The sequence below is a fragment of the Mesorhizobium sp. B2-4-15 genome (assembly GCF_006658505.1).
In the GTDB taxonomy this organism is placed as follows: Bacteria; Pseudomonadota; Alphaproteobacteria; order Rhizobiales; family Rhizobiaceae; genus Mesorhizobium.
The window spans coordinates 1-19,742 of the sequence record NZ_VFUZ01000045.1 but is presented as its reverse complement, the minus strand read 5'-3'; the positions used below and the strand labels follow the sequence as shown (position 1 = coordinate 19,742).

Below are 19,742 nucleotides of genomic sequence, written 5' to 3'. Positions count from 1 at the left end.
GTCTTGCCATGGTCAACGTGACCAATCGTGCCGATGTTCACATGAGGCTTAGTGCGCTCGAATTTACCTTTTGCCATGTGATGTCTCCATTTCCTGCTCGCCCATGCGGGCTTTGAATTGCGTTATCGCGGCAGCTCTTTCGAGTTACGCGTATTTCTTCTGAACTTCCTGGGCGACCGCGGTCGGGACCGGCTCGTAGTGGTCGAACTGCATCGTGTAGGCCGCGCGGCCCTGGCTCATCGAGCGCAGGTTGTCGACGTACTTGAACATGTTGGCGAGCGGCACCATCGAATTGATGACCACAGCCACGCCACGTGCTTCCTGACCTTGGATCTGGCCACGGCGGCCGTTCAGGTCGCCGATGACGCTGCCGACGTAATCTTCCGGCGTCACGACCTCGACCTTCATGATCGGCTCGAGCAGCTGCACGCCAAGCTTGGGTGCGGCTTCACGGAAGCAGGCACGGGAAGCGATTTCGAAGGCCAGGACCGAGGAGTCGACGTCGTGGTAGGCGCCGTCGATCAGCGTCGCCCTGACGCCGATCATCGGGAAGCCCGCGAACGGACCCGCGCCCATGACGCTCTGGATGCCCTTTTCGACGCCCGGAATGTATTCCTTCGGCACCGCGCCGCCGACGATCTTGGACTCGAACACGAAGTCCTCGCTCTCCGAATTCGGCTCGAACACAACCTTGACGCGGGCGAACTGGCCGGTACCGCCGGTCTGCTTCTTGTGGGTGTAGTCCTGCTCGTGCTTGCGGGTGATCGTCTCGCGATACGCCACCTGCGGCGCACCGACATTGGCCTCGACCTTGAACTCACGGCGCATGCGGTCGACGATGATGTCGAGGTGCAGTTCGCCCATGCCGGAGATGATCGTCTGGCCGCTTTCCTCGTCGGTCTTGACGCGGAAGGACGGATCCTCGGCAGCCAGGCGATGCAGCGCGAGGCCCATCTTTTCCTGGTCGTTCTTGGTCTTCGGCTCGATCGCGATCTGGATGACCGGATCCGGGAATTCCATGCGTTCGAGGATGACCGGATGCAGCGGATCGCACAGCGTATCGCCGGTGGTCGTGTCCTTGAGGCCCGCCAGGGCGACGATGTCGCCGGCGAAAGCTTCTTCGACGTCGGCGCGCGAATTCGCATGCATCTGCAGCATGCGGCCGATGCGCTCCTTCTTGCCTTTGACGGTGTTGTCGACCGAGATGCCCTTCGAGAGCTTGCCCGAATAGATGCGGGCAAAGGTCAGCGAACCGACGAACGGGTCGTTCATGATCTTGAAGGCGAGCATCGACAGCGGCTCGTCGTCGACCGCATGACGCTCGATCTCGGCATCGGTCTTGGCGTCGACGCCCTTGATGGCAGGCACGTCGGCCGGCGAAGGCAGGTATTCGACAACGGCGTCGAGCAACGGCTGCACGCCCTTGTTCTTGAAGGCCGAACCGCAGAACATCGGGAAGAACTTGACCGCGATCGTGCCCTTGCGGATTAGCGAGCGGATCTCGTCATTCGACGGCATCTTGCCTTCGAGATAGTTCTCGAGTGCCGTCTCGTCCATTTCGACGGCGGCTTCGATCATCTTCTCGCGATATTCCTCGGCACGATCCTTGAGGTCGGCCGGGATCTCGACGACGTCCCAGGCAGCGCCCAGGGTCTCGTCGCGCCAGACAAGCGCGTTCATCTCGACGAGGTCGACCACGCCCTTGAACTCGGTCTCGGCGCCGATCGGCAGCTGCATGACGACAGCCTGCGCACCGAGGCGCGAGCCGATCATTTCGACCGAGCGGTAGAAGTCAGCGCCGATCTTGTCCATCTTGTTGCAGAAGATCATGCGCGGCACGCGGTACTTGTCGGCCTGGCGCCAGACGGTTTCCGTCTGCGGCTCGACACCGGCGTTAGCGTCGAGCAGCGCGATAGCGCCGTCGAGCACGCGAAGCGAACGCTCGACCTCGATGGTGAAGTCGACGTGTCCGGGAGTGTCGATGATGTTGAAGCGGCGCATCTTGCCGTCACGGCCCTTCCAGAAGGTCGTGGTCGCGGCGGATGTGATGGTGATGCCGCGTTCCTGCTCCTGCTCCATCCAGTCCATGGTCGCAGCGCCGTCGTGCACTTCGCCGATCTTGTGCGACTTGCCCGTATAATAGAGGACGCGCTCGGTGGTCGTCGTCTTGCCGGCGTCAATATGCGCCATGATACCGAAATTGCGGTAGTCTTCGATTTTGTATTCGCGGGCCATCGTAGCTGCCTCTCAGTCCTGTTCGCGCTTTACCAGCGGTAGTGTGCGAAAGCGCGGTTGGCTTCAGCCATCTTGTGGGTGTCTTCACGCTTCTTGACGGCCGTGCCGCGGTTGTTGGCCGCGTCCATCAGCTCGCCGGAGAGGCGGTCGATCATGGTGGTCTCGTTGCGGTTGCGAGCAGCCGCGATCAGCCAACGGATGGCCAATGCCTGGCGGCGCTCGGGACGCACGTCGACCGGAACCTGGTAGGTGGCGCCGCCGACGCGACGCGAACGCACTTCCACATGCGGCGCGACATTGTCGAGCGCCTGATGGAAGACGGTGACCGGCTCCTGCTTGGTCTTCGACTGGACCTGGTCGAGCGCGCCATAGACGATGGTCTCGGCGACCGACTTCTTGCCGTCATACATAACGGCGTTCATGAACTTGGTAACGATCAGATCGCCGAACTTCGGGTCCGGATTGATCTCACGCTTTTCTGCACTGTGACGACGGGACATGGCTTTTGTCTCTCAATCTCTCATAGCCTGGCGCGGTCAAAACAGCGCCGAAGCCGGAAAACCTTACTTCGGACGCTTCGCACCGTACTTCGAACGGCGCTGCTTGCGGTTCTTCACACCCTGCGTGTCGAGCACGCCGCGAATGATGTGGTAACGGACGCCCGGAAGGTCCTTGACGCGGCCGCCGCGGATCATGACCACGGAGTGTTCCTGAAGGTTGTGACCTTCGCCGGGAATGTAACCGATCACCTCGAAACCATTGGTCAGGCGGATCTTGGCCACCTTGCGCAGCGCCGAGTTCGGCTTCTTCGGCGTCGTCGTGTAGACGCGCGTGCAGACGCCCCGCTTCTGCGGGTTCTGCTGCATGGCCGGGACCTTGTTGCGCTTCACCGGCGCAATGCGCGGCTTGCGGATCAGCTGGTTGACGGTAGGCATTAAACCCTCTTGTCTCTCAATTCCGTGTCTCGCCCGGTCAGGGCCGCTCAAAGCGTGATTTCCATACGCAAATTCGGGCCACAAACCGCGCCTCGCGGTCCTGCCCGAACAAATCGCAGAGGAAGCGGAAGCCGCTTCATGCACGCCGGAAATGTCTTTTCGCTCGTAAGATGAACCCTGTTTGAGGCAAACTCCAAAGCGTGTCGCTTCGGAAGGGAGAGCCTCACATCGGTTCTGACTGGCCGGCTTCTACTCGCAAGCCCGCGAAGCGTCAACCCCGCAACGGCAAATATTGCATTGAAGCCGGGGCTTGGCAGCCATGCGAAAACCGCATGTAATTTTCTTTCGCAGATTTGCGAGGGCGAGGAAGAAAGTGACCGGCTTTTGGCTGTCGCGCGGCCCTGCTTCATGCGAAAAGGCCGCCAGCACAGTCGAAGTCCCCTCGCCCGGCCCTTGTCAGGAGGAATCAGCCCGTGAACGACAATGAAGAACGCCCGGTCACCATCATCACCGGCCGGGTGTGGAAGCGGAAAGGCGGCAAGGCGGAGGGCGTGCACGTCATGCTGGTCGCTCCCGATGACGATTCGGCAGTGCGCCGCGCTCTCGAATCGCTTGCTGCGGAAGGCTATGCCGAAGCCGAGCTCGACCAGATCGGCGACATGGACGGCGTCCCCGACGACGAGCCGCACCTTTCGGCCTACCAGGGCGCGCTCGAAGGCGAAGTGTCGATCGTCACCTTCGACGAGCCGATCTGAACCGGATTCGGGATCGAGCCAACAGCTGATCGCCCGACGAAGCGCCTGCCAACGACTTCCCCGGCATCCGTTCCCGCCTAGAAACATCCACCTCCCAATCCCGGAGCTCCCATGTCTTCCAACAATAATCCCATCAAGCTCGGCATCATCGGCGTCGGCAAGATCGTGCGCGACCAGCACCTGCCGGCCCTGGCGAAGGACCAGGCCTACCGCCTCGCCGCCGCAGCAAGCCGGCATGGCAAGGTCGACGGCATCCCGAATTTTCCCTCCATCGAGGCGATGCTCGACGCTGTGCCGGAGCTTGACGCCGTATCACTCTGCATGCCGCCGCAATTCCGTTACGACGCAGCGCGCACCGCGCTCGAAGCAAAGAAGCATGTCTTCCTGGAAAAGCCGCCGGGCGCCACGGTCAGCGAAGTCGAGGATCTGAGGGTGCTGGCTGCAAAGCAGGGCGTGTCCCTCTTTGCCAGCTGGCATTCGCGCTATGCACCGGCGGTTGAAGCGGCACGCGGCTTTCTCGCATCAACTCGAATCCGCTCGGCAGCGATCGTCTGGAAGGAAGATGTCCGTCGCTGGCATCCGAACCAGGACTGGATCTGGCAACCCGGCGGTTTCGGCGTCTTCGATCCCGGCATCAACGCGCTGTCGATCGCGACCTATATCCTGCCGGCGATGCACATCACCTCGGCGGCACTCGACTTTCCAGAGAATCGTCACGCGCCGATCGCGGCCCAGGTCGCCTTCCGCGCGGCCAACGGATCGCAGGTTACGATGGACCTCGACTGGCTGCAGACCGGCCCGCAAAGCTGGGACATTCTCGCTGACACGGATGCCGGCAAGATGGTGCTTTCCGGCGGCGGCTCGAAACTAGCCATTGATGGGCGAGTGGTCCATGAGGAGCCGGAAACGGAGTACCCGATGCTCTACAGGCGGTTCGCCGAAATCGTGCGCGCGGGTGTCTCCGACGTCGATCTCGCCCCACTGCAGCATGTCGCCGACGCCTTCATGCTCGGCAAGCGGAATGTGGTCGAGGCGTTTTTCGACTGATTGCTGCTCAACTCCTGCCTGGGTCGACGTCTGCAATCTCGGATGACTGAGAACAGGACTGAAGGCGCTCGCACATCCAGCTCCGGTGGTTGCCTTCAGTCGACGATCGCGATGGCAAAGCCGTCGTAGCCCTTGGCTCCAACGGTCTGGATGGCGGTGCCGTCCAGCCGTTTGTCACCGCCGATGAATGAAAAGGCCGCGCGTGCGCCTTCGACGTTGGCGTCGCGGCCATCTTCGTTCACGACGGCGCCGTCGCGGATGACGTTGTCGCAGATGATGACCGTTCCGGGGCGCGACAGTCGCATGGCCCAGTCCAGATAATTCGGATTGTTCGGCTTGTCGGCGTCGATGAAGATGAGGTCGAACGGGCCGGCATTCTCGTCACTCAGCGCGGCGAGCGATTGCAATGCGGGGCCGACGCGCAAGTCCACCTTGTCCGAGACATGAGCCCGCTGAAAATTCGAACGCGCGACCTTGGCATGGTGCGGATCGAGTTCGAGCGTCACGATCTTGCCGCCGGCCGGCAATCCCCGCGCCATCCAGATGGTCGAATAGCCGCCCAGCGTGCCGATCTCGAGTACCTTCTTCGCACTGCCGATGCGCACCAGCAGCGAGAGCAGCTTTCCTTGCGCCGCCGACACGTCGATCGCCGGCAAGCTGTGATCGCGGTTGGCGGCAAGAACCGCGTCGAGAACCGCATCCGCCTCGAAGAGCGAGGAAACAATATAATTGTCGACAGCTGTCCAGGTCTTCGTGCTCATTTCTCTTCCTCAATCGATTGTCGAAACGAAAAGGCCGCCGGGTTGCCCCGACGGCCCTGTTGCCTGAGATCTTTGCCGCCGCGCTTACTGCGCGGCGGTTGTCATGTCGGCCAGCATCGGCTCGGCCACTTCCACACCGGAGGCCTTGCGGCGCTCGTCGATGATGAGTTCGTCGCGCGAGGTGGCGATGCGCCGGATCTGGCTCATCGTGCCGCCGGTACCGGCCGGGATCAGCCGGCCGACAATGACGTTTTCCTTCAAGCCCTGCAGCATGTCGGTCTTGCCGGCAACCGCGGCTTCCGTCAGCACCCTGGTCGTCTCCTGGAAGGAGGCGGCCGAGATGAAGGACGGCGTCTGCAGCGAGGCCTTGGTGATGCCGAGCAGCACCGGCTGGCCTTCGGCCGGCTTCTTGCCGTCCTCGATCAGCCGCTCGTTGACCTCTTCCAGTTCGATCACGTCGACATGGTCGCCCGGGATATAGGTCGAGTCGCCCTGCGTGGTGATCTCGACCTTCTGCAGCATCTGGCGAACGATCACCTCGATGTGCTTGTCGTTGATCGACACGCCCTGCAGACGGTAGACTTCCTGGATCTCGTTGACGAGGTAGGAAGCAAGCGCTTCCACGCCCTTGATCGCCAGGATGTCGTGCGGCGCGGGATTGCCGTCGAGGATGTAGTCGCCCTTCTCGATGACGTCGCCGTCCTGGAGGTGGAACGGCTTGCCCTTCGGGATCAGGTATTCGACCGGCTCAAGCGTCGAGTCATGCGGCTCGATGATGATTCGACGCTTGTTCTTGTAGTCGCGGCCGAAGCGGATCGTGCCGTCGATCTCGGCGATGATGGCGTGATCCTTCGGACGACGTGCCTCGAACAGTTCGGCAACACGCGGCAGACCACCAGTGATGTCCTTGGTCTTGGCGCTTTCCATCGGGATACGCGCCAGCACGTCGCCGGGACGAACCTGCGCACCCGGCTCGACCGAGAGAATGGCCTCGACCGAGAGCAGGAAGCGGGCGTCGCCACCCTTGGACAGCTTGCCGACCTTGCCCTTGGTATCCTGGACGACGATAGCCGGCTTCAGGTCGTTGCCGCGCGGCGTCGAACGCCAGTCGATGACCTCACGCTTGGTGATGCCGGTCGACTCGTCGGCCGTTTCCTGGACGGAAATGCCGTCGACCAGATCCTCGAACGCCACCTTGCCCTCGATTTCGGTGAGGATCGGGCGGGTATAGGGATCCCACTCGGCGATACGCTGGCCGCGCTTCACCTTGTCGCCATCGTCCACGAAGATGCGCGAACCATAGGTGACGCGGTGCGTGGCGCGCTCCTTGCCGGCTTCGTCGAGGATCAGCACCGCCATGTTGCGGCCCATGACCATCTGCTGGCCGTCCGAGTTGCGCACCACGTTGCGGTTGCGGATCTCGACCTTGCCCTCATAGGAGGCTTCAAGGAACGAAGAGTCCACCACCTGCGCGGTACCGCCCATGTGGAAGGTACGCATGGTGAGCTGGGTGCCCGGCTCGCCGATCGACTGCGCCGCGATGACGCCGACGGCTTCACCCTGGTTGACCGGGGTGCCGCGGGCCAGATCGCGTCCGTAGCAGACCGCGCAGACGCCGACCCTGACCTCACAGGTCAGCGCCGAACGGATGCGGACCGACTGGACGCCGGCCTTTTCGATCTGCTCCACATCGCGTTCGTCCATCAGCTTGCCGGCCTTGACCAGCAGATCACCGGTCGCCGGATGGTTGATGTCGTCGAGCGCGGTGCGGCCCAGCACGCGCTGGCCAACCGAAGCGACAACCTGGCCGGCATCGACGATCGGCTGCATGGTGAGGCCCTTGTCGGTGCCGCAATCCACGGAGTTGACGATGCAGTCCTGCGCCACGTCGACCAGACGGCGGGTGAGGTAGCCCGAGTTCGCCGTCTTCAAGGCGGTGTCGGCCAGACCCTTGCGGGCGCCGTGGGTCGAGTTGAAGTACTCGAGCACGGTCAGGCCTTCCTTGAAGTTCGAGATGATCGGCGTCTCGATGATTTCACCCGACGGCTTGGCCATCAGGCCGCGCATGCCGGCGAGCTGACGCATCTGGGTGGGAGAGCCGCGCGCACCGGAGTGCGACATCATGTAGATCGAGTTCATCGGCTTCTGACGGCCATTGTCCTCGAACTCGACCGCCTTGATGCGGGCCATCATCTCGTCGGCGACCTTTTCCGAGCACTTGGCCCAGGCGTCGACGACCTTGTTGTACTTCTCGCCCTGCGTGATCAGACCGTCATTGTACTGCTGCTCGTATTCCTTGGCCAAAGCCTCGGTATCCGACACCAGCTTGACCTTGGTATCCGGGATCAGCATGTCGTCCTTGCCGAACGAAATGCCGGCACGGCAGGCATGGGCGAAACCGAGCGCCATGATGCGGTCGCAGAAAATGACCGTCTCCTTCTGACCGCAGTGGCGGTAGACGGTGTCGATCATCTTGGAGATGTTTTTCTTGGTCATCTCCTGGTTGGCGGTCTCGTAAGGCACGTTGACGTTCTTCGGCAGAAGCTCGCCAATGATCATACGGCCAGGCGTGGTGTCGTAGATCTTCGACACGACCTTGCCTTCGGCGTCGACCGTGCGGAAGCGGCCCTTGATCTTGGCGTGCAGCGTCACCGCCTTGGTCTCGAGCGCGTGCTGGAGTTCGCCCATATCGGCAAACACCATGCCCTCGCCCGGCTCGTTCTGGTTGACGATCGAGAGATAGTAGAGACCCAGAACCATGTCCTGCGACGGCACGATGATCGGCGCGCCGGAAGCCGGATGCAGGATGTTGTTGGTCGACATCATCAGCACGCGGGCTTCGAGCTGCGCTTCCAAGGACAGCGGCACGTGAACGGCCATCTGGTCGCCGTCGAAGTCGGCGTTGAAGGCCGTGCAGACCAGCGGATGCAGCTGGATTGCCTTGCCTTCGATCAGGATCGGCTCGAACGCCTGGATGCCGAGGCGGTGCAGCGTCGGCGCACGGTTCAGCAGCACCGGATGCTCGCGGATGACCTCGTCGAGGATATCCCAGACCTCCGGACGCTCCTTCTCGACCAGCTTCTTCGCCTGCTTGACGGTCGAGGAGTAACCCTTGGCGTCGAGACGGGCGTAGATGAAGGGCTTGAACAGTTCGAGCGCCATCTTCTTCGGCAGGCCGCACTGGTGCAGCTTGAGCTCCGGACCGGTCACGATGACCGAACGGCCGGAATAATCGACGCGCTTGCCAAGCAGGTTCTGACGGAACCGGCCCTGCTTGCCCTTCAACATGTCGGACAGCGACTTCAGCGGGCGCTTGTTGGCGCCGGTGATGACGCGGCCGCGGCGGCCGTTGTCGAACAGCGCATCGACGGCTTCCTGCAGCATGCGCTTTTCATTGCGCACGATGATGCCGGGGGCACGCAGTTCGATCAGCCGCTTCAGACGGTTGTTGCGGTTGATGACGCGGCGATAGAGGTCGTTGAGATCGGACGTCGCGAAACGGCCGCCGTCCAGCGGGACGAGCGGGCGCAGGTCCGGCGGGATCACCGGAACCACCTTCATGATCATCCATTCCGGACGGTTGCCGGATTCCATGAAGTTCTCGACGACCTTGAGCCGCTTCAGATACTTCTTCTGCTTCAGCTCGGACGTGGTCGAAGCCAGCTCCGAACGCAGGTCGCCGGCGATCTTCTCCAGGTCCATGCCGGCCAGAAGGTCATGAATGGCCTCGGCGCCGATCATGGCGGTGAAACTATCCTCGCCATACTCGTCGACGGCGATCATGTACTCTTCCTCGCTGAGCAGCTGGTGCTCCTTCAGCGCGGTGAGGCCAGGCTCGGTGACGATATAGTTCTCGAAGTAGAGGACGCGCTCGATGTCCTTCAGCGTCATGTCGAGCAGCGTGCCGATGCGCGAGGGCAGCGACTTCAAGAACCAGATGTGGGCGACCGGGGCTGCGAGCTCGATATGGCCCATACGCTCGCGGCGCACGCGCGACAGCGTGACTTCGACGCCGCACTTTTCGCAGATGACGCCCTTGTACTTCATGCGCTTGTACTTGCCGCACAGGCACTCATAGTCCTTGATCGGGCCAAAAATGCGCGCGCAGAACAGACCGTCACGCTCCGGCTTGAAGGTGCGGTAGTTGATGGTCTCCGGCTTCTTGATCTCGCCGAACGACCAGGACAGAATCTTCTCAGGGCTGGCAAGCGAGATCCGGATGGAATCGAACACCTGCGCAGGCGCCTGGGGATTGAAGAGATTCATGACCTCTTGGTTCATGCCGTTCTCCTTTTCGGGGTCCTCGAAAACCCCTTGCATCTAACGCGGGCCGAATGCCCGCTGAGTGGTCGGCCCACCGGCCGAAGAATTGATGCATCCGGTCGCGGGAGCCCTCTCCCGCGACCGGATGTCTTGTTTACTCCCTATTCGGCAGCATCGGGCAGCCGAACCGGTGCTTCGTCGAGTTTGGTGTTCTCCAGCTCGACATTGAGGCCGAGAGACCGCATTTCCTTGACGAGCACGTTGAAGCTCTCCGGGATGCCTGCCTCGAAGGTGTCGTCGCCTCTGACGATCGCCTCGTAGACCTTGGTACGGCCGGCGACGTCGTCCGACTTCACCGTCAGCATTTCCTGCAGCGTGTAGGCGGCGCCGTAGGCTTCCAGCGCCCAGACCTCCATTTCGCCGAAGCGCTGGCCGCCGAACTGCGCCTTGCCGCCCAGCGGCTGCTGGGTGACGAGCGAGTACGGACCGATCGAACGCGCGTGGATCTTGTCGTCCACGAGGTGGTGAAGCTTGAGCATGTAGATGTAGCCCATCGTCACCTTGCGATCGAACGGCTCGCCGGTGCGTCCGTCATAGAGCTGCGACTGGCCGCTGGTGTGCAGGCCAGCCTGCTCCAGCATGGTGTTGATGTCCGCCTCGTGCGCGCCGTCGAACACCGGGGTCGCGATCGAGACGCCGCGGCGCATCTGCTCGCTGAGGCGAACAATGCTCTCGTCGTCATACTCGCGGATCGGCTCGTTGCGGTCGTTGGACGGCATGAAGCTTTCCAACGTCTTGCGCAACGGCTTGATGTCGCCGCCCGCCTTGTAGGCGTCGATCAGTTCGCCGATCTTCCGGCCCATGCCGGCGCAGGCCCAGCCCAGATGCGTCTCCAGGATCTGGCCGACATTCATGCGACTCGGCACACCCAGCGGGTTGAGCACGATATCGGCATGCGTGCCGTCCTCGAGGAAAGGCATATCCTCGACCGGGACGATGCGCGACACGACACCCTTGTTGCCGTGACGGCCGGCCATCTTGTCGCCCGGCTGCATCTTGCGCTTCACCGCCACGAAGACCTTGACCATCTTCATGACGCCCGGAGGCATTTCGTCGCCGCGCTGGACCTTCTCGACCTTGTCCATGAAGCGCTGTTCGAGCGCCTTCTTGGAGTCGTCATACTGGCCACGCAGGGCTTCAAGTTCGCTCTGGAGCTTTTCGTTCTCCACGGCAAACTGCCACCACTGCGAACGCGGATACTCGTCGAGCGTATCCTTGGACAGCGTCGAGCCCTTCTTGAAGCCCTTCGGTCCGGCGATCGCTTCCTTGCCGACGAGCACGTCGGAGAGGCGGGCGTAGACGTTGCGGTCCAGGATCGCCTGTTCGTCGTCACGGTCCTTGGCGAGGCGTTCGATCTCCTCGCGCTCGATCGCCATGGCGCGCTCGTCCTTCTCCACACCGTGGCGGTTGAACACGCGCACCTCGACGACGGTGCCGAAGGTGCCCGGAGGCATGCGCATTGAGGTGTCGCGCACATCCGAAGCCTTTTCGCCGAAGATGGCGCGCAGAAGCTTCTCTTCCGGCGTCATCGGGCTTTCGCCCTTCGGCGTGATCTTGCCGACCAGGATGTCGCCCGGCTGAACTTCCGCACCGATATAGACGATGCCGGCTTCGTCGAGGTTCTTCAGCGCTTCTTCCGAGACGTTCGGAATGTCGCGCGTGATTTCCTCCGGACCGAGCTTGGTATCGCGCGCCATGACCTCGAACTCCTCGATATGGATCGAGGTGAAGACGTCGTCGGCGACGATGCGCTCGGACAAGAGGATGGAGTCCTCGTAGTTGTAGCCGTTCCACGGCATGAACGCGACCAGCACGTTGCGGCCGAGCGCCAGATCGCCGAGCTCCGTCGACGGACCGTCGGCGATGATGTCGCCCTTGTTGACCCGGTCGCCCATGCGCACCAGCGGACGCTGGTTGATGCAGGTGTTCTGGTTCGAACGCTGGAACTTCATCAGCCGGTAGATATCGACGCCGGACTTGCCCGGATCGAGATCTTCCGTCGCGCGGATGACGATACGGGTAGCGTCCACCTGGTCGACGATGCCGCCACGGCGGGCGCCGATCGCGGCACCCGAGTCACGGGCGACGACCGGCTCCATGCCGGTGCCGACGAAAGGCGCCTCGGCGCGCACCAGCGGCACGGCCTGACGCTGCATGTTGGAGCCCATCAGCGCGCGGTTGGCGTCGTCGTTTTCCAAGAACGGGATCAGGGCCGCGGCCACCGACACCATCTGCTTGGGCGACACGTCCATCAGGTCGACGTTTTCGCGCGGCGCCATCATCACTTCGCCGGCACTGCGGCAAATGACGAACTCGTCGACGAAGCCGCCATTCTTGTCGAGCTCGGCGTTGGCCTGCGCGACATGGTGCTTGGCTTCCTCCATCGCCGAGAGATAGACGACGTCATTGGTCAGCTTGCCGTCGACGATCTTGCGGTACGGGCTTTCGATGAAGCCGTACTTGTTGACGCGTGCGAACGTGGCCAGCGAGTTGATCAGGCCGATATTCGGGCCTTCCGGCGTCTCGATCGGGCAGATGCGGCCGTAATGCGTCGGGTGCACGTCGCGCACTTCGAAGCCGGCGCGTTCGCGGGTCAGACCGCCCGGTCCAAGCGCCGAGAGACGGCGCTTGTGGGTGATCTCCGACAGCGGGTTGGTCTGGTCCATGAACTGCGACAGCTGCGAGGAACCGAAGAACTCGCGCACGGCGGCGGCCGCCGGCTTGGCGTTGATCAGGTCCTGCGGCATCACCGTGTCGATCTCGATCGAGGACATACGCTCCTTGATCGCGCGCTCCATGCGCAGCAGGCCGACGCGGTACTGGTTCTCCATCAGCTCGCCGACTGAACGCACGCGGCGATTGCCGAGATTGTCGATGTCGTCGATCTCGCCCTTGCCGTCGCGCAGTTCGACCAGCGTCTTGACCACGGCCAGGATGTCCTCCTTGCGCAGCACGCGAACGGTGTCCTCGGCCTTGAGTTCGAGGCGCATGTTCATCTTGACACGGCCGACAGCCGACAGGTCATAGCGCTCGCTGTCGAAGAACAGCGAGTTGAACATGGCTTCGGCGGTCTCAAGCGTCGGCGGCTCGCCGGGGCGCATGACGCGGTAAATGTCGAACAGCGCGTCCTGGCGGCTCTCGTTCTTGTCGACGGCGAGCGTGTTGCGGATGTAGGCGCCGACATTGACATGGTCGATGTCGAGGATCTTGATCTCCTGCTCGCCGGTGCCAAGCAGCACCTTGAGCGTCTTCTCGTCGATCTCGTCGCCTGCTTCGAGGAAGATCTCGCCGGTGGCGTAGTTGACGATGTCCTCGGCGAGATAGTTGCCGAGCAGGTCCTCGTCGGTCGCCTTGATCGCCTTCAGGCCCTTTTCGCCGAGCTGACGCGCCTGACGGGCGGTGATCTTCTTGCCGGCTTCGACAACGACCTCACCGGTGTCGGCATCGACCAGGTCGCCGACAGCCTTGAGGCCGCGGAAACGATCGACGTTGAACGGGATGCGCCAGTGGTCGCCGGCGCGCTTGTAAGTGATCTTGTTGTAGAAGGTCGACAGGATCTCTTCGCCATCCATGCCGAGCGCCATCAAAAGCGACGTCACCGGGATCTTGCGGCGACGGTCGATACGGGCGTGCACGACATCCTTGGAATCGAACTCGATGTCGAGCCATGAACCGCGATAGGGAATGACGCGCGCGGCAAACAGAAGCTTGCCCGACGAATGCGACTTGCCCTTGTCATGATCGAAGAAGACGCCCGGCGAACGGTGCATCTGCGAGACGATGACGCGCTCGGTGCCGTTGACGATGAAGGTGCCGTTCAAGGTCATGAGCGGCATGTCGCCCATGTAGACGTCCTGCTCCTTGATGTCCTTGATCGACTTGGCGCCGGTATCCTCGTCGATATCGAACACGATGAGGCGCAGCGTCACCTTCAGCGGCGCGGCATAGGTCAGGTCGCGCTGACGGCATTCGTCAACGTCGAATTTCGGTCCTTCGAACTCGTACTTCACAAACTCCAGCATCGAGGAGCCGGAAAAATCGGAGATCGGGAAGACCGACTTGAAAACAGCCTGCAGTCCCTCGTCGGGACGGCCGCCCTTGGGCTCGTCCACCATCAGGAACTGGTCATAGGACGCCTTCTGAACCTCGATGAGGTTCGGCATCTCCGCAACTTCCGGGATCTTTCCGAAGAACTTGCGTACGCGTCTGCGGCCATTGAAAGTCTGGGTATGGGCCATCGTCGCTCCTTAGCTCTAAACTCGGGGCGAACCTCGCCGCGGTTCGCCTTGCATTCCGAGCCACCTGGGCGGCGGCTCTCTGTCTGTTCTCCAGCCTCCCGTCGGCGGCCGGCTAAAACGGGAGAAAACCCGTTTCCTGAAGGCCGCTTCCAGGCCCTCAGGAAAGAGGTTCTCGTACATCTCGCGTTACGCGCCCTCCCTTCCAGGCGAAGGGAGTGGCGGACGGCGCGAGGCCGCCCGCCGCTTTATACGCTTACTTCAGGTCGACCTTGGCGCCGGCTGCTTCCAGCTGGGCCTTGAACTTGTCGGCGTCGGCCTTGGAAACGCCTTCCTTGACCGGCTTCGGAGCCGCTTCGACCAGATCCTTGGCTTCCTTGAGGCCAAGGCCGGTGATGGCGCGGACTTCCTTGATGACGTTGATCTTCTGAGCGCCGGCCTCGGTGAGGACGACGTCGAATTCGGTCTTCTCTTCGACCGGAGCAGCGGCGGCGGCAGCGCCGCCAGCAGCGGCAACCGCCACCGGAGCAGCAGCCGAAACGCCCCACTTTTCTTCCAGAAGCTTCGACAGCTCAGCCGCCTCGAGGACGGTCAGCTTCGAAAGGTCGTCTACGATCTTTGCGAGATCAGCCATTGTTGTATTCCTTCGTTAGGTTCGAACGTGTGTTTTTGATAGCGAGGAACGGCCTCATGCCGCCTCGTCCTTCCGGGCGTAAGCGCCGATGACGCGCGCGACCGAAGCCGCGGGTGCATTGACGATCTGGGCGATCCGGGTTGCCGGCGTGGCGATCATGCCAACCAGCCTGGCGCGCAGCTCGTCGAGCGACGGAAGTGTGGCGAGTGCCTTCACACCGTCGGCGTCAAGCGAGGTCGTGCCCATTGCGCCGCCGAGAATGACAAGCTTGTCATTTCCCTTGGCGAAATCGGACGCGACCTTCGGCGCCGCAATCGGATCCTCCGAATAAGCGACCAGCGTCTGTCCCTTGAACAGGTCGATGATCGATGCGGAGTCCGTGCCCTGAAGAGCGATTTTGGCGAGACGGTTCTTCGCGACTTTAACGGTGCCACCGGCGGCGCGCATTTTCGACCTGAGGTCGTTCATTTGCGCGACGGTGATACCGGCATAGTGGGCCACGACCACTGAACCTGCGCCCGAGAACGCATCGTTCAGGCCCGTGACGAGTTCGCGTTTTTCCGCTCTGTCCACTGCCTATCTCCAGTTGACCCCCATCCTGTTAATGGGAACATCCCATTCACAAAGACAGGCGTCGGGTTGCCTTTTTGCCGGCCGGGCCATCCAGTAACGGATCTCCCGAACGACGCTCGAGGATCCTGCCCCCTTTCGCCACATCGACGGCCAAGCCGGCGATGCGCAGACAAAAGGCAAACACGGTTCGAACCTTTCATTGGAGCTTGTCGCTCCGTTGTCGGGTCTTCACCCGTCTCATGCAGGCCAACATGAATTAAGGCTTTTGGGCCGCCTGCAATCTCGGACAGGATGTCCGGAAACCTTCCGGCTTCCGGTACCGGGCCCAGGATAAATCCAAGGCCCGGAATTCACTTCAAAGGTCAGCCGCTTGCGGCCGGCCCAAAAATTCGATCAGGACGCGGCGAGCGTCGAGACGTCCAGCTTGAGGCCCGGACCCATCGTCGAGGTGACCGACACCTTCTTGACGTAATTGCCCTTGGCGCCAGCCGGCTTTGCCTTGGTCACCGCATCGGCGAAAGCGCGGACGTTCTCTTCCAATGCCTTGACATCGAACGAGACCTTGCCAACGCCGGCATGCACGATGCCCGCCTTCTCGACGCGGAACTCGACCGCGCCGCCCTTCGATGCCTTGACGGCGGCGGCGACGTCGGTGGTGACGGTGCCGACCTTCGGGTTCGGCATCATGCCGCGCGGGCCGAGCACCTTACCGAGACGGCCGACGAGCGGCATCATGTCCGGCGTAGCGATGCAGCGATCGAAATCGATCGTGCCCTTCTGGACGATGTCGACCAAATCTTCCGCACCGACGATGTCGGCGCCAGCGGCCTTGGCTTCCTCCGCCTTGTCGCCACGGGCGAACACGGCGACGCGAACCGAGCGGCCGGTGCCGTTCGGCAGGTTGACCACGCCGCGGACCATCTGGTCGGCATGGCGCGGGTCGACACCCAGGTTCATGGCGACTTCGACGGTCTCGTCGAACTTGACCGACGAACGGTCCTTGAGCAGCTTCAGCGCTTCACCCAGGGCATAGGCCTTGTTGGGATCGATGCCTTCGCGGGACTTGGATACACGCTTTGCAATTTTTGCCATGATCTTAGCCCACCACTTCCAGACCCATCGAACGGGCGGAGCCCTCGACCATACGCATGGCCGCTTCGACGTCGTTTGCGTTCAGATCCTTCATCTTGGCGGTAGCGATCTCGCGAACCTTGTCGCGCGAAACAGTACCGGCCTTGACCTTGCCGGGTTCCTTCGAACCGGACTTCAGGTTCGCAGCCTTCTTCAGGAAGTAGCTCACCGGCGGCGTCTTCATGACGAAGGTGAACGACTTGTCCTGGTAGTAGGTGATGACCACCGGAACCGGCGATCCCTTTTCCATTTCCTGGGTCTGCGCGTTGAACGCCTTGCAGAATTCCATGATGTTGATGCCGCGCTGACCAAGCGCCGGGCCGATCGGGGGCGACGGCGTAGCCGAGCCCGCGGAGACCTGGAGCTTGAGCTGGCCTGCAATTTTCTTAGCCATCTCTATTCCTGCCTTTGTCTATGCCGGCTCCACGACCTGGGAAACACCAGCGGTTGCAGTCTGGTGGTGCGGTTTCTGCGACAGGCTAACGCCGCATTCGCCTCCCACCGTCGTTAAAGCCGCGCGTTTCCGCGCCGCCTCCCCTGATCGCCGGACCGGGGAGCCGGTCCAACATCGGGGATTTCGGATCAGCCCTTTTCGACCTGTCCGAATTCCAGATCGACGGGCACGGCGCGCCCGAAGATCGAAACTTCCACCTTGAGCCGCGCCCGCTCCTCGTCCACTTCCTGGACGAAGCCGTTGAACGACGCGAAGGGACCGTCAGAGACGCGGATCGCCTCGCCGATCTCGAAGGTGACCGAGGGCTTCGGCCGCTCGACGCCTTCCTGCACCTGATTCAGGATGCGCTGCGCTTCCGCCTCGGTAATCGGCACCGGCTTGGAATCGCCGAGAAAACCGGTGACCTTCGGCGTGTTCTTCACCAGCGAGAACACCGCATCGGTCAGATTGGCCTTCAAGAGCACATAGCCCGGGAAGAACTTGCGCTCGGCATCGACCTTGCGGCCGCGACGGACCTCGACGACCTTCTCGGTCGGCACCACGATCTGCTCGATATCGGCGGACAGGCCCTTCTGCTTGGCCTTGTTCTCGATGTCCTCGGCGACCTTCTTTTCAAAGTTCGAATAAGCGTGGACGATGTACCAGCGCGTAGCCATTTTACGACTTCTCCGTAATCGCCGGACTTAGCGTCCAATTCCCAGAATCTGCTCGACCGCGAGGCCCATGAGCTGATCGGCGGTGAAGAAAAAGAGCATCGCGATCACAGCGAAGGCCAGAACCATCACCGTCGAGATCATCGTCTCGCGCCGCGACGGCCAAGTCACCTTGGCTGTCTCCGCGCGCACCTGCTGGAGAAAGACGAAAGGATTTGTGGTTTTCGAAGCCATATGCCGCCTGTCTTCAAGACCCGTTGGCCGGGCCCCCTGGATGATCCCGCTGGCCGGGACGTGCCGCCTGGGTCCATTTTTGCGCCGAATCAGCGCAATCATTTCGCCCATGCAAATCAGACGCGTAAAGCCGGCTTCCCAGCTCCACGCGCCGCGTGTCTGTCCTGTCTACATAAAACCGATTCTTGTTCCACGCAAGTGGCAAGTGTCCGCTTTATGCCCAAACGCCGCCTCGGAACCATCCAGTCGTTCCGTCCCGGCTATGGCACTCTTATGCCCCAATCATCCCAATATGGCAAGCGGGTCGCCGAATTTCAAACGCCGGCGCGCAGAATCTAGTTTCCGATGCCATTTTGAAAAATGGCACGGGCAGCAGGGCTCGAACCTACGACCTGCGGTTTTGGAGACCGCCGCTCTACCAACTGAGCTATGCCCGTAACGCGGGCTGCTATTCCACAAAGCGGATGAGAACTCAAGTGCCCTTTTGAGGCATAACCGTCCAAGCCGAGGATTGTCCCGGCGCAAGCCACAAGGCCCATGCGCGGATAAGGATTTCGACCGCGAAAGTCCAATGCAGGACAAAGCTCGCCACCCAGTTGCGCTCGTAAGACCGCGCGTTTCGCGCCAGCAGCGGCGCGCGAAGCAACCTGGGTATAACCCGATGGCAGATGGGCAATCAGCATCAAGCACGGTACGGGAAGGTGCCGGAGTTTGCAGGTATTGCGCAGCTTCAGGGTCTTGGCGAAAGCAGGCAGATCATGTCCCGCCGCCGGCGATCAATGCCGGCAACCTGCGCGGTCTGTTTCGGCACGGCTACGATTTCCCAGCTGGCTTGTACGGGCCGCCAGGCACGCCCCAGCCCCAGGCCGGCATCGGCTCGGTCTCCGGATCGCAGGTCTCGCCGAGATTGGAATTCATCTTCGCCAATCGCGATCCCCATTCGACATAGCCCATGAAGGCGGAACGGAACTCGGGATCGTCGGGCAAGCCGACCTCGTCGGCGGCGTCGGCCAGGAGGTTGATCCAGCGCCGGCGCTGCTCCTCGGTCAAATGCTTGCCCAGATGGTGCATGACCATCTCACGGTGGCCGCCGAACTTTTCGCTGTAGGCTTTCGGCCCGCCGAAAACCTCGCCGATGAAGGCCGCGACATGCATAGGATGATCCGGCGACATGGCCTTGAAGACAGGCCCGACGATCGGGTCCTTCGCCACTTTGTCGTAGAAGGTTTCGGTCAGGCGGTTCAGCACCTCGATACCGCCTGCCCATTCATACAGTGTCGGAACGTCCTGGCTCACTCTCGATCCTCCGCCGGCCCCTGCGCTGCCAACGGCCACGATAGCGGCAAAATCGAGCGTGGCTCAACCTGCCTCCATGGCCAGTTTCCGATGTCACGCGCGCTTCACAGCGCCAGCGCGCGAGTTGATCACTCCAGGCAGCCACCGGCATCCAAGCTGTGGCCAGCAACTGACGCAGCTTCTGCGGGGCTGGCTTGTGATAGCGCCTCGCACCGAGATCCCTTGCGGGCACTCCTGGCAAAGCTCCCTCGGAGCACCCTGCACTCCTTGCCGCGATGGGGCTTGCGGCAGCCTTGGGAGTGAGACGCAGTTCCCAGGCCACGCTGCGCCGAAAACAAAAAAGGGTGGTCCGAAGACCACCCTTCCTTACCGAACCGGCAGCGCCGGATCGATTATTCCTTGATGGTGACGACGATGCCGGCACCGACGGTGCGGCCGCCTTCACGGATGGCGAAGCGCAGCTTCTCTTCCATGGC

15 protein-coding genes, 1 tRNA gene and 2 pseudogenes are annotated in these 19,742 nt (G+C 62.1%); 2 read left to right on the top strand and 16 right to left on the bottom strand.

The window, feature by feature from the left end; translation table 11 throughout:
* The 4 genes and pseudogenes from FJ930_RS29385 to rpsL form a co-directional block, all read right to left on the bottom strand.
* Window positions 1-77, bottom strand: a pseudogene (locus FJ930_RS29385) (elongation factor Tu); the annotation flags it as partial.
* Window positions 78-144: 67 nt separating this feature from the next.
* The gene (gene fusA / locus FJ930_RS29380; RefSeq protein WP_140739200.1) at window positions 145-2,235 is read right to left on the bottom strand and encodes an elongation factor G; all 2,091 of its coding nucleotides are present in this window, start codon (window positions 2,233-2,235) and stop codon (window positions 145-147) included.
* 29 nt (window positions 2,236-2,264) lie between these two features.
* Complete coding sequence (gene rpsG / locus FJ930_RS29375) at window positions 2,265-2,735, bottom strand: 30S ribosomal protein S7 (protein ID WP_006202127.1); 471 nt, start codon at window positions 2,733-2,735, stop codon at window positions 2,265-2,267.
* Window positions 2,736-2,798: 63 nt separating this feature from the next.
* Window positions 2,799-3,170, bottom strand: coding sequence for a 30S ribosomal protein S12 (gene rpsL, locus FJ930_RS29370; RefSeq protein WP_006333356.1), 372 nt, complete (start codon window positions 3,168-3,170; stop codon window positions 2,799-2,801).
* 473 nt (window positions 3,171-3,643) lie between these two features.
* Here rpsL and FJ930_RS29365 point away from each other — a divergent pair, with 473 nt between their 5' ends.
* The gene (locus FJ930_RS29365) at window positions 3,644-3,925 is read left to right on the top strand and encodes a transcriptional regulator (protein ID WP_140739197.1); all 282 of its coding nucleotides are present in this window, start codon (window positions 3,644-3,646) and stop codon (window positions 3,923-3,925) included.
* A gap of 111 nt (window positions 3,926-4,036) precedes the next feature.
* Entirely contained in the window at window positions 4,037-4,972 is a 936-nt protein-coding gene (locus FJ930_RS29360) for a Gfo/Idh/MocA family oxidoreductase (RefSeq protein WP_141841099.1), read from the top strand.
* A gap of 95 nt (window positions 4,973-5,067) precedes the next feature.
* On the opposite strand, the gene FJ930_RS29355 is transcribed toward FJ930_RS29360, so the two are convergent.
* From FJ930_RS29355 to FJ930_RS29300, 12 genes and pseudogenes are all read right to left on the bottom strand, one after another.
* Window positions 5,068-5,733, bottom strand: a complete 666-nt coding sequence (locus FJ930_RS29355; RefSeq protein ID WP_141841098.1) for an O-methyltransferase — start codon at window positions 5,731-5,733, stop codon at window positions 5,068-5,070.
* Between the two features lie 84 nt (window positions 5,734-5,817).
* The gene (gene rpoC / locus FJ930_RS29350) at window positions 5,818-10,014 is read right to left on the bottom strand and encodes a DNA-directed RNA polymerase subunit beta' (protein ID WP_141841097.1); all 4,197 of its coding nucleotides are present in this window, start codon (window positions 10,012-10,014) and stop codon (window positions 5,818-5,820) included.
* Between the two features lie 143 nt (window positions 10,015-10,157).
* On the bottom strand, window positions 10,158-14,294 hold the full coding sequence (rpoB, locus tag FJ930_RS29345; protein ID WP_141841096.1) for a DNA-directed RNA polymerase subunit beta: 4,137 nt from the start codon (window positions 14,292-14,294) through the stop codon (window positions 10,158-10,160).
* A gap of 253 nt (window positions 14,295-14,547) precedes the next feature.
* Window positions 14,548-14,925, bottom strand: coding sequence for a 50S ribosomal protein L7/L12 (gene rplL / locus FJ930_RS29340; protein WP_015317993.1), 378 nt, complete (start codon window positions 14,923-14,925; stop codon window positions 14,548-14,550).
* Window positions 14,926-14,979: 54 nt separating this feature from the next.
* Window positions 14,980-15,498, bottom strand: a complete 519-nt coding sequence (rplJ, locus tag FJ930_RS29335) for a 50S ribosomal protein L10 (RefSeq protein WP_140609810.1) — start codon at window positions 15,496-15,498, stop codon at window positions 14,980-14,982.
* Window positions 15,499-15,891: 393 nt separating this feature from the next.
* A complete protein-coding gene (gene rplA / locus FJ930_RS29330; protein WP_140609809.1) occupies window positions 15,892-16,590 on the bottom strand; it encodes a 50S ribosomal protein L1 in 699 nt (232 codons plus the stop codon).
* 4 nt (window positions 16,591-16,594) lie between these two features.
* The gene (gene rplK / locus FJ930_RS29325) at window positions 16,595-17,023 is read right to left on the bottom strand and encodes a 50S ribosomal protein L11 (protein WP_010909262.1); all 429 of its coding nucleotides are present in this window, start codon (window positions 17,021-17,023) and stop codon (window positions 16,595-16,597) included.
* Window positions 17,024-17,211: 188 nt separating this feature from the next.
* Entirely contained in the window at window positions 17,212-17,739 is a 528-nt protein-coding gene (gene nusG, locus FJ930_RS29320; protein ID WP_015317996.1) for a transcription termination/antitermination protein NusG, read from the bottom strand.
* A 27-nt stretch (window positions 17,740-17,766) separates the two neighbouring features.
* Window positions 17,767-17,970 carry a preprotein translocase subunit SecE gene (gene secE / locus FJ930_RS29315; protein ID WP_140609826.1) on the bottom strand — a complete coding sequence of 68 codons (204 nt, stop codon included), beginning with the start codon at window positions 17,968-17,970 and terminating at the stop codon, window positions 17,767-17,769.
* Between the two features lie 361 nt (window positions 17,971-18,331).
* Window positions 18,332-18,407: transfer RNA gene (locus FJ930_RS29310), tRNA-Trp, on the bottom strand.
* Between the two features lie 376 nt (window positions 18,408-18,783).
* Window positions 18,784-19,266 carry a group II truncated hemoglobin gene (locus FJ930_RS29305; protein WP_141841095.1) on the bottom strand — a complete coding sequence of 161 codons (483 nt, stop codon included), beginning with the start codon at window positions 19,264-19,266 and terminating at the stop codon, window positions 18,784-18,786.
* 392 nt (window positions 19,267-19,658) lie between these two features.
* A pseudogene (locus FJ930_RS29300) lies at window positions 19,659-19,742 on the bottom strand (elongation factor Tu); the annotation flags it as partial.

Bases quoted from the DNA above. Each gene is read 5' to 3' on its own strand.
- fusA (WP_140739200.1), bottom strand. From the start codon at position 2,235: ATGGCCCGCGAATACAAAATCGAAGACTACCGCAATTTCGGTATCATG.
- rpsG (WP_006202127.1), bottom strand. From the start codon at position 2,735: ATGTCCCGTCGTCACAGTGCAGAAAAGCGTGAGATCAATCCGGACCCG.
- rpsL (WP_006333356.1), bottom strand. From the start codon at position 3,170: ATGCCTACCGTCAACCAGCTGATCCGCAAGCCGCGCATTGCGCCGGTG.
- FJ930_RS29360 (WP_141841099.1), top strand. From the start codon at position 4,037: ATGTCTTCCAACAATAATCCCATCAAGCTCGGCATCATCGGCGTCGGC.
- FJ930_RS29355 (WP_141841098.1), bottom strand. From the start codon at position 5,733: ATGAGCACGAAGACCTGGACAGCTGTCGACAATTATATTGTTTCCTCG.
- rpoC (WP_141841097.1), bottom strand. From the start codon at position 10,014: ATGAACCAAGAGGTCATGAATCTCTTCAATCCCCAGGCGCCTGCGCAG.
- rpoB (WP_141841096.1), bottom strand. From the start codon at position 14,294: ATGGCCCATACCCAGACTTTCAATGGCCGCAGACGCGTACGCAAGTTC.
- rplL (WP_015317993.1), bottom strand. From the start codon at position 14,925: ATGGCTGATCTCGCAAAGATCGTAGACGACCTTTCGAAGCTGACCGTC.
- rplA (WP_140609809.1), bottom strand. From the start codon at position 16,590: ATGGCAAAAATTGCAAAGCGTGTATCCAAGTCCCGCGAAGGCATCGAT.
- rplK (WP_010909262.1), bottom strand. From the start codon at position 17,023: ATGGCTAAGAAAATTGCAGGCCAGCTCAAGCTCCAGGTCTCCGCGGGC.
- nusG (WP_015317996.1), bottom strand. From the start codon at position 17,739: ATGGCTACGCGCTGGTACATCGTCCACGCTTATTCGAACTTTGAAAAG.
- secE (WP_140609826.1), bottom strand. From the start codon at position 17,970: ATGGCTTCGAAAACCACAAATCCTTTCGTCTTTCTCCAGCAGGTGCGC.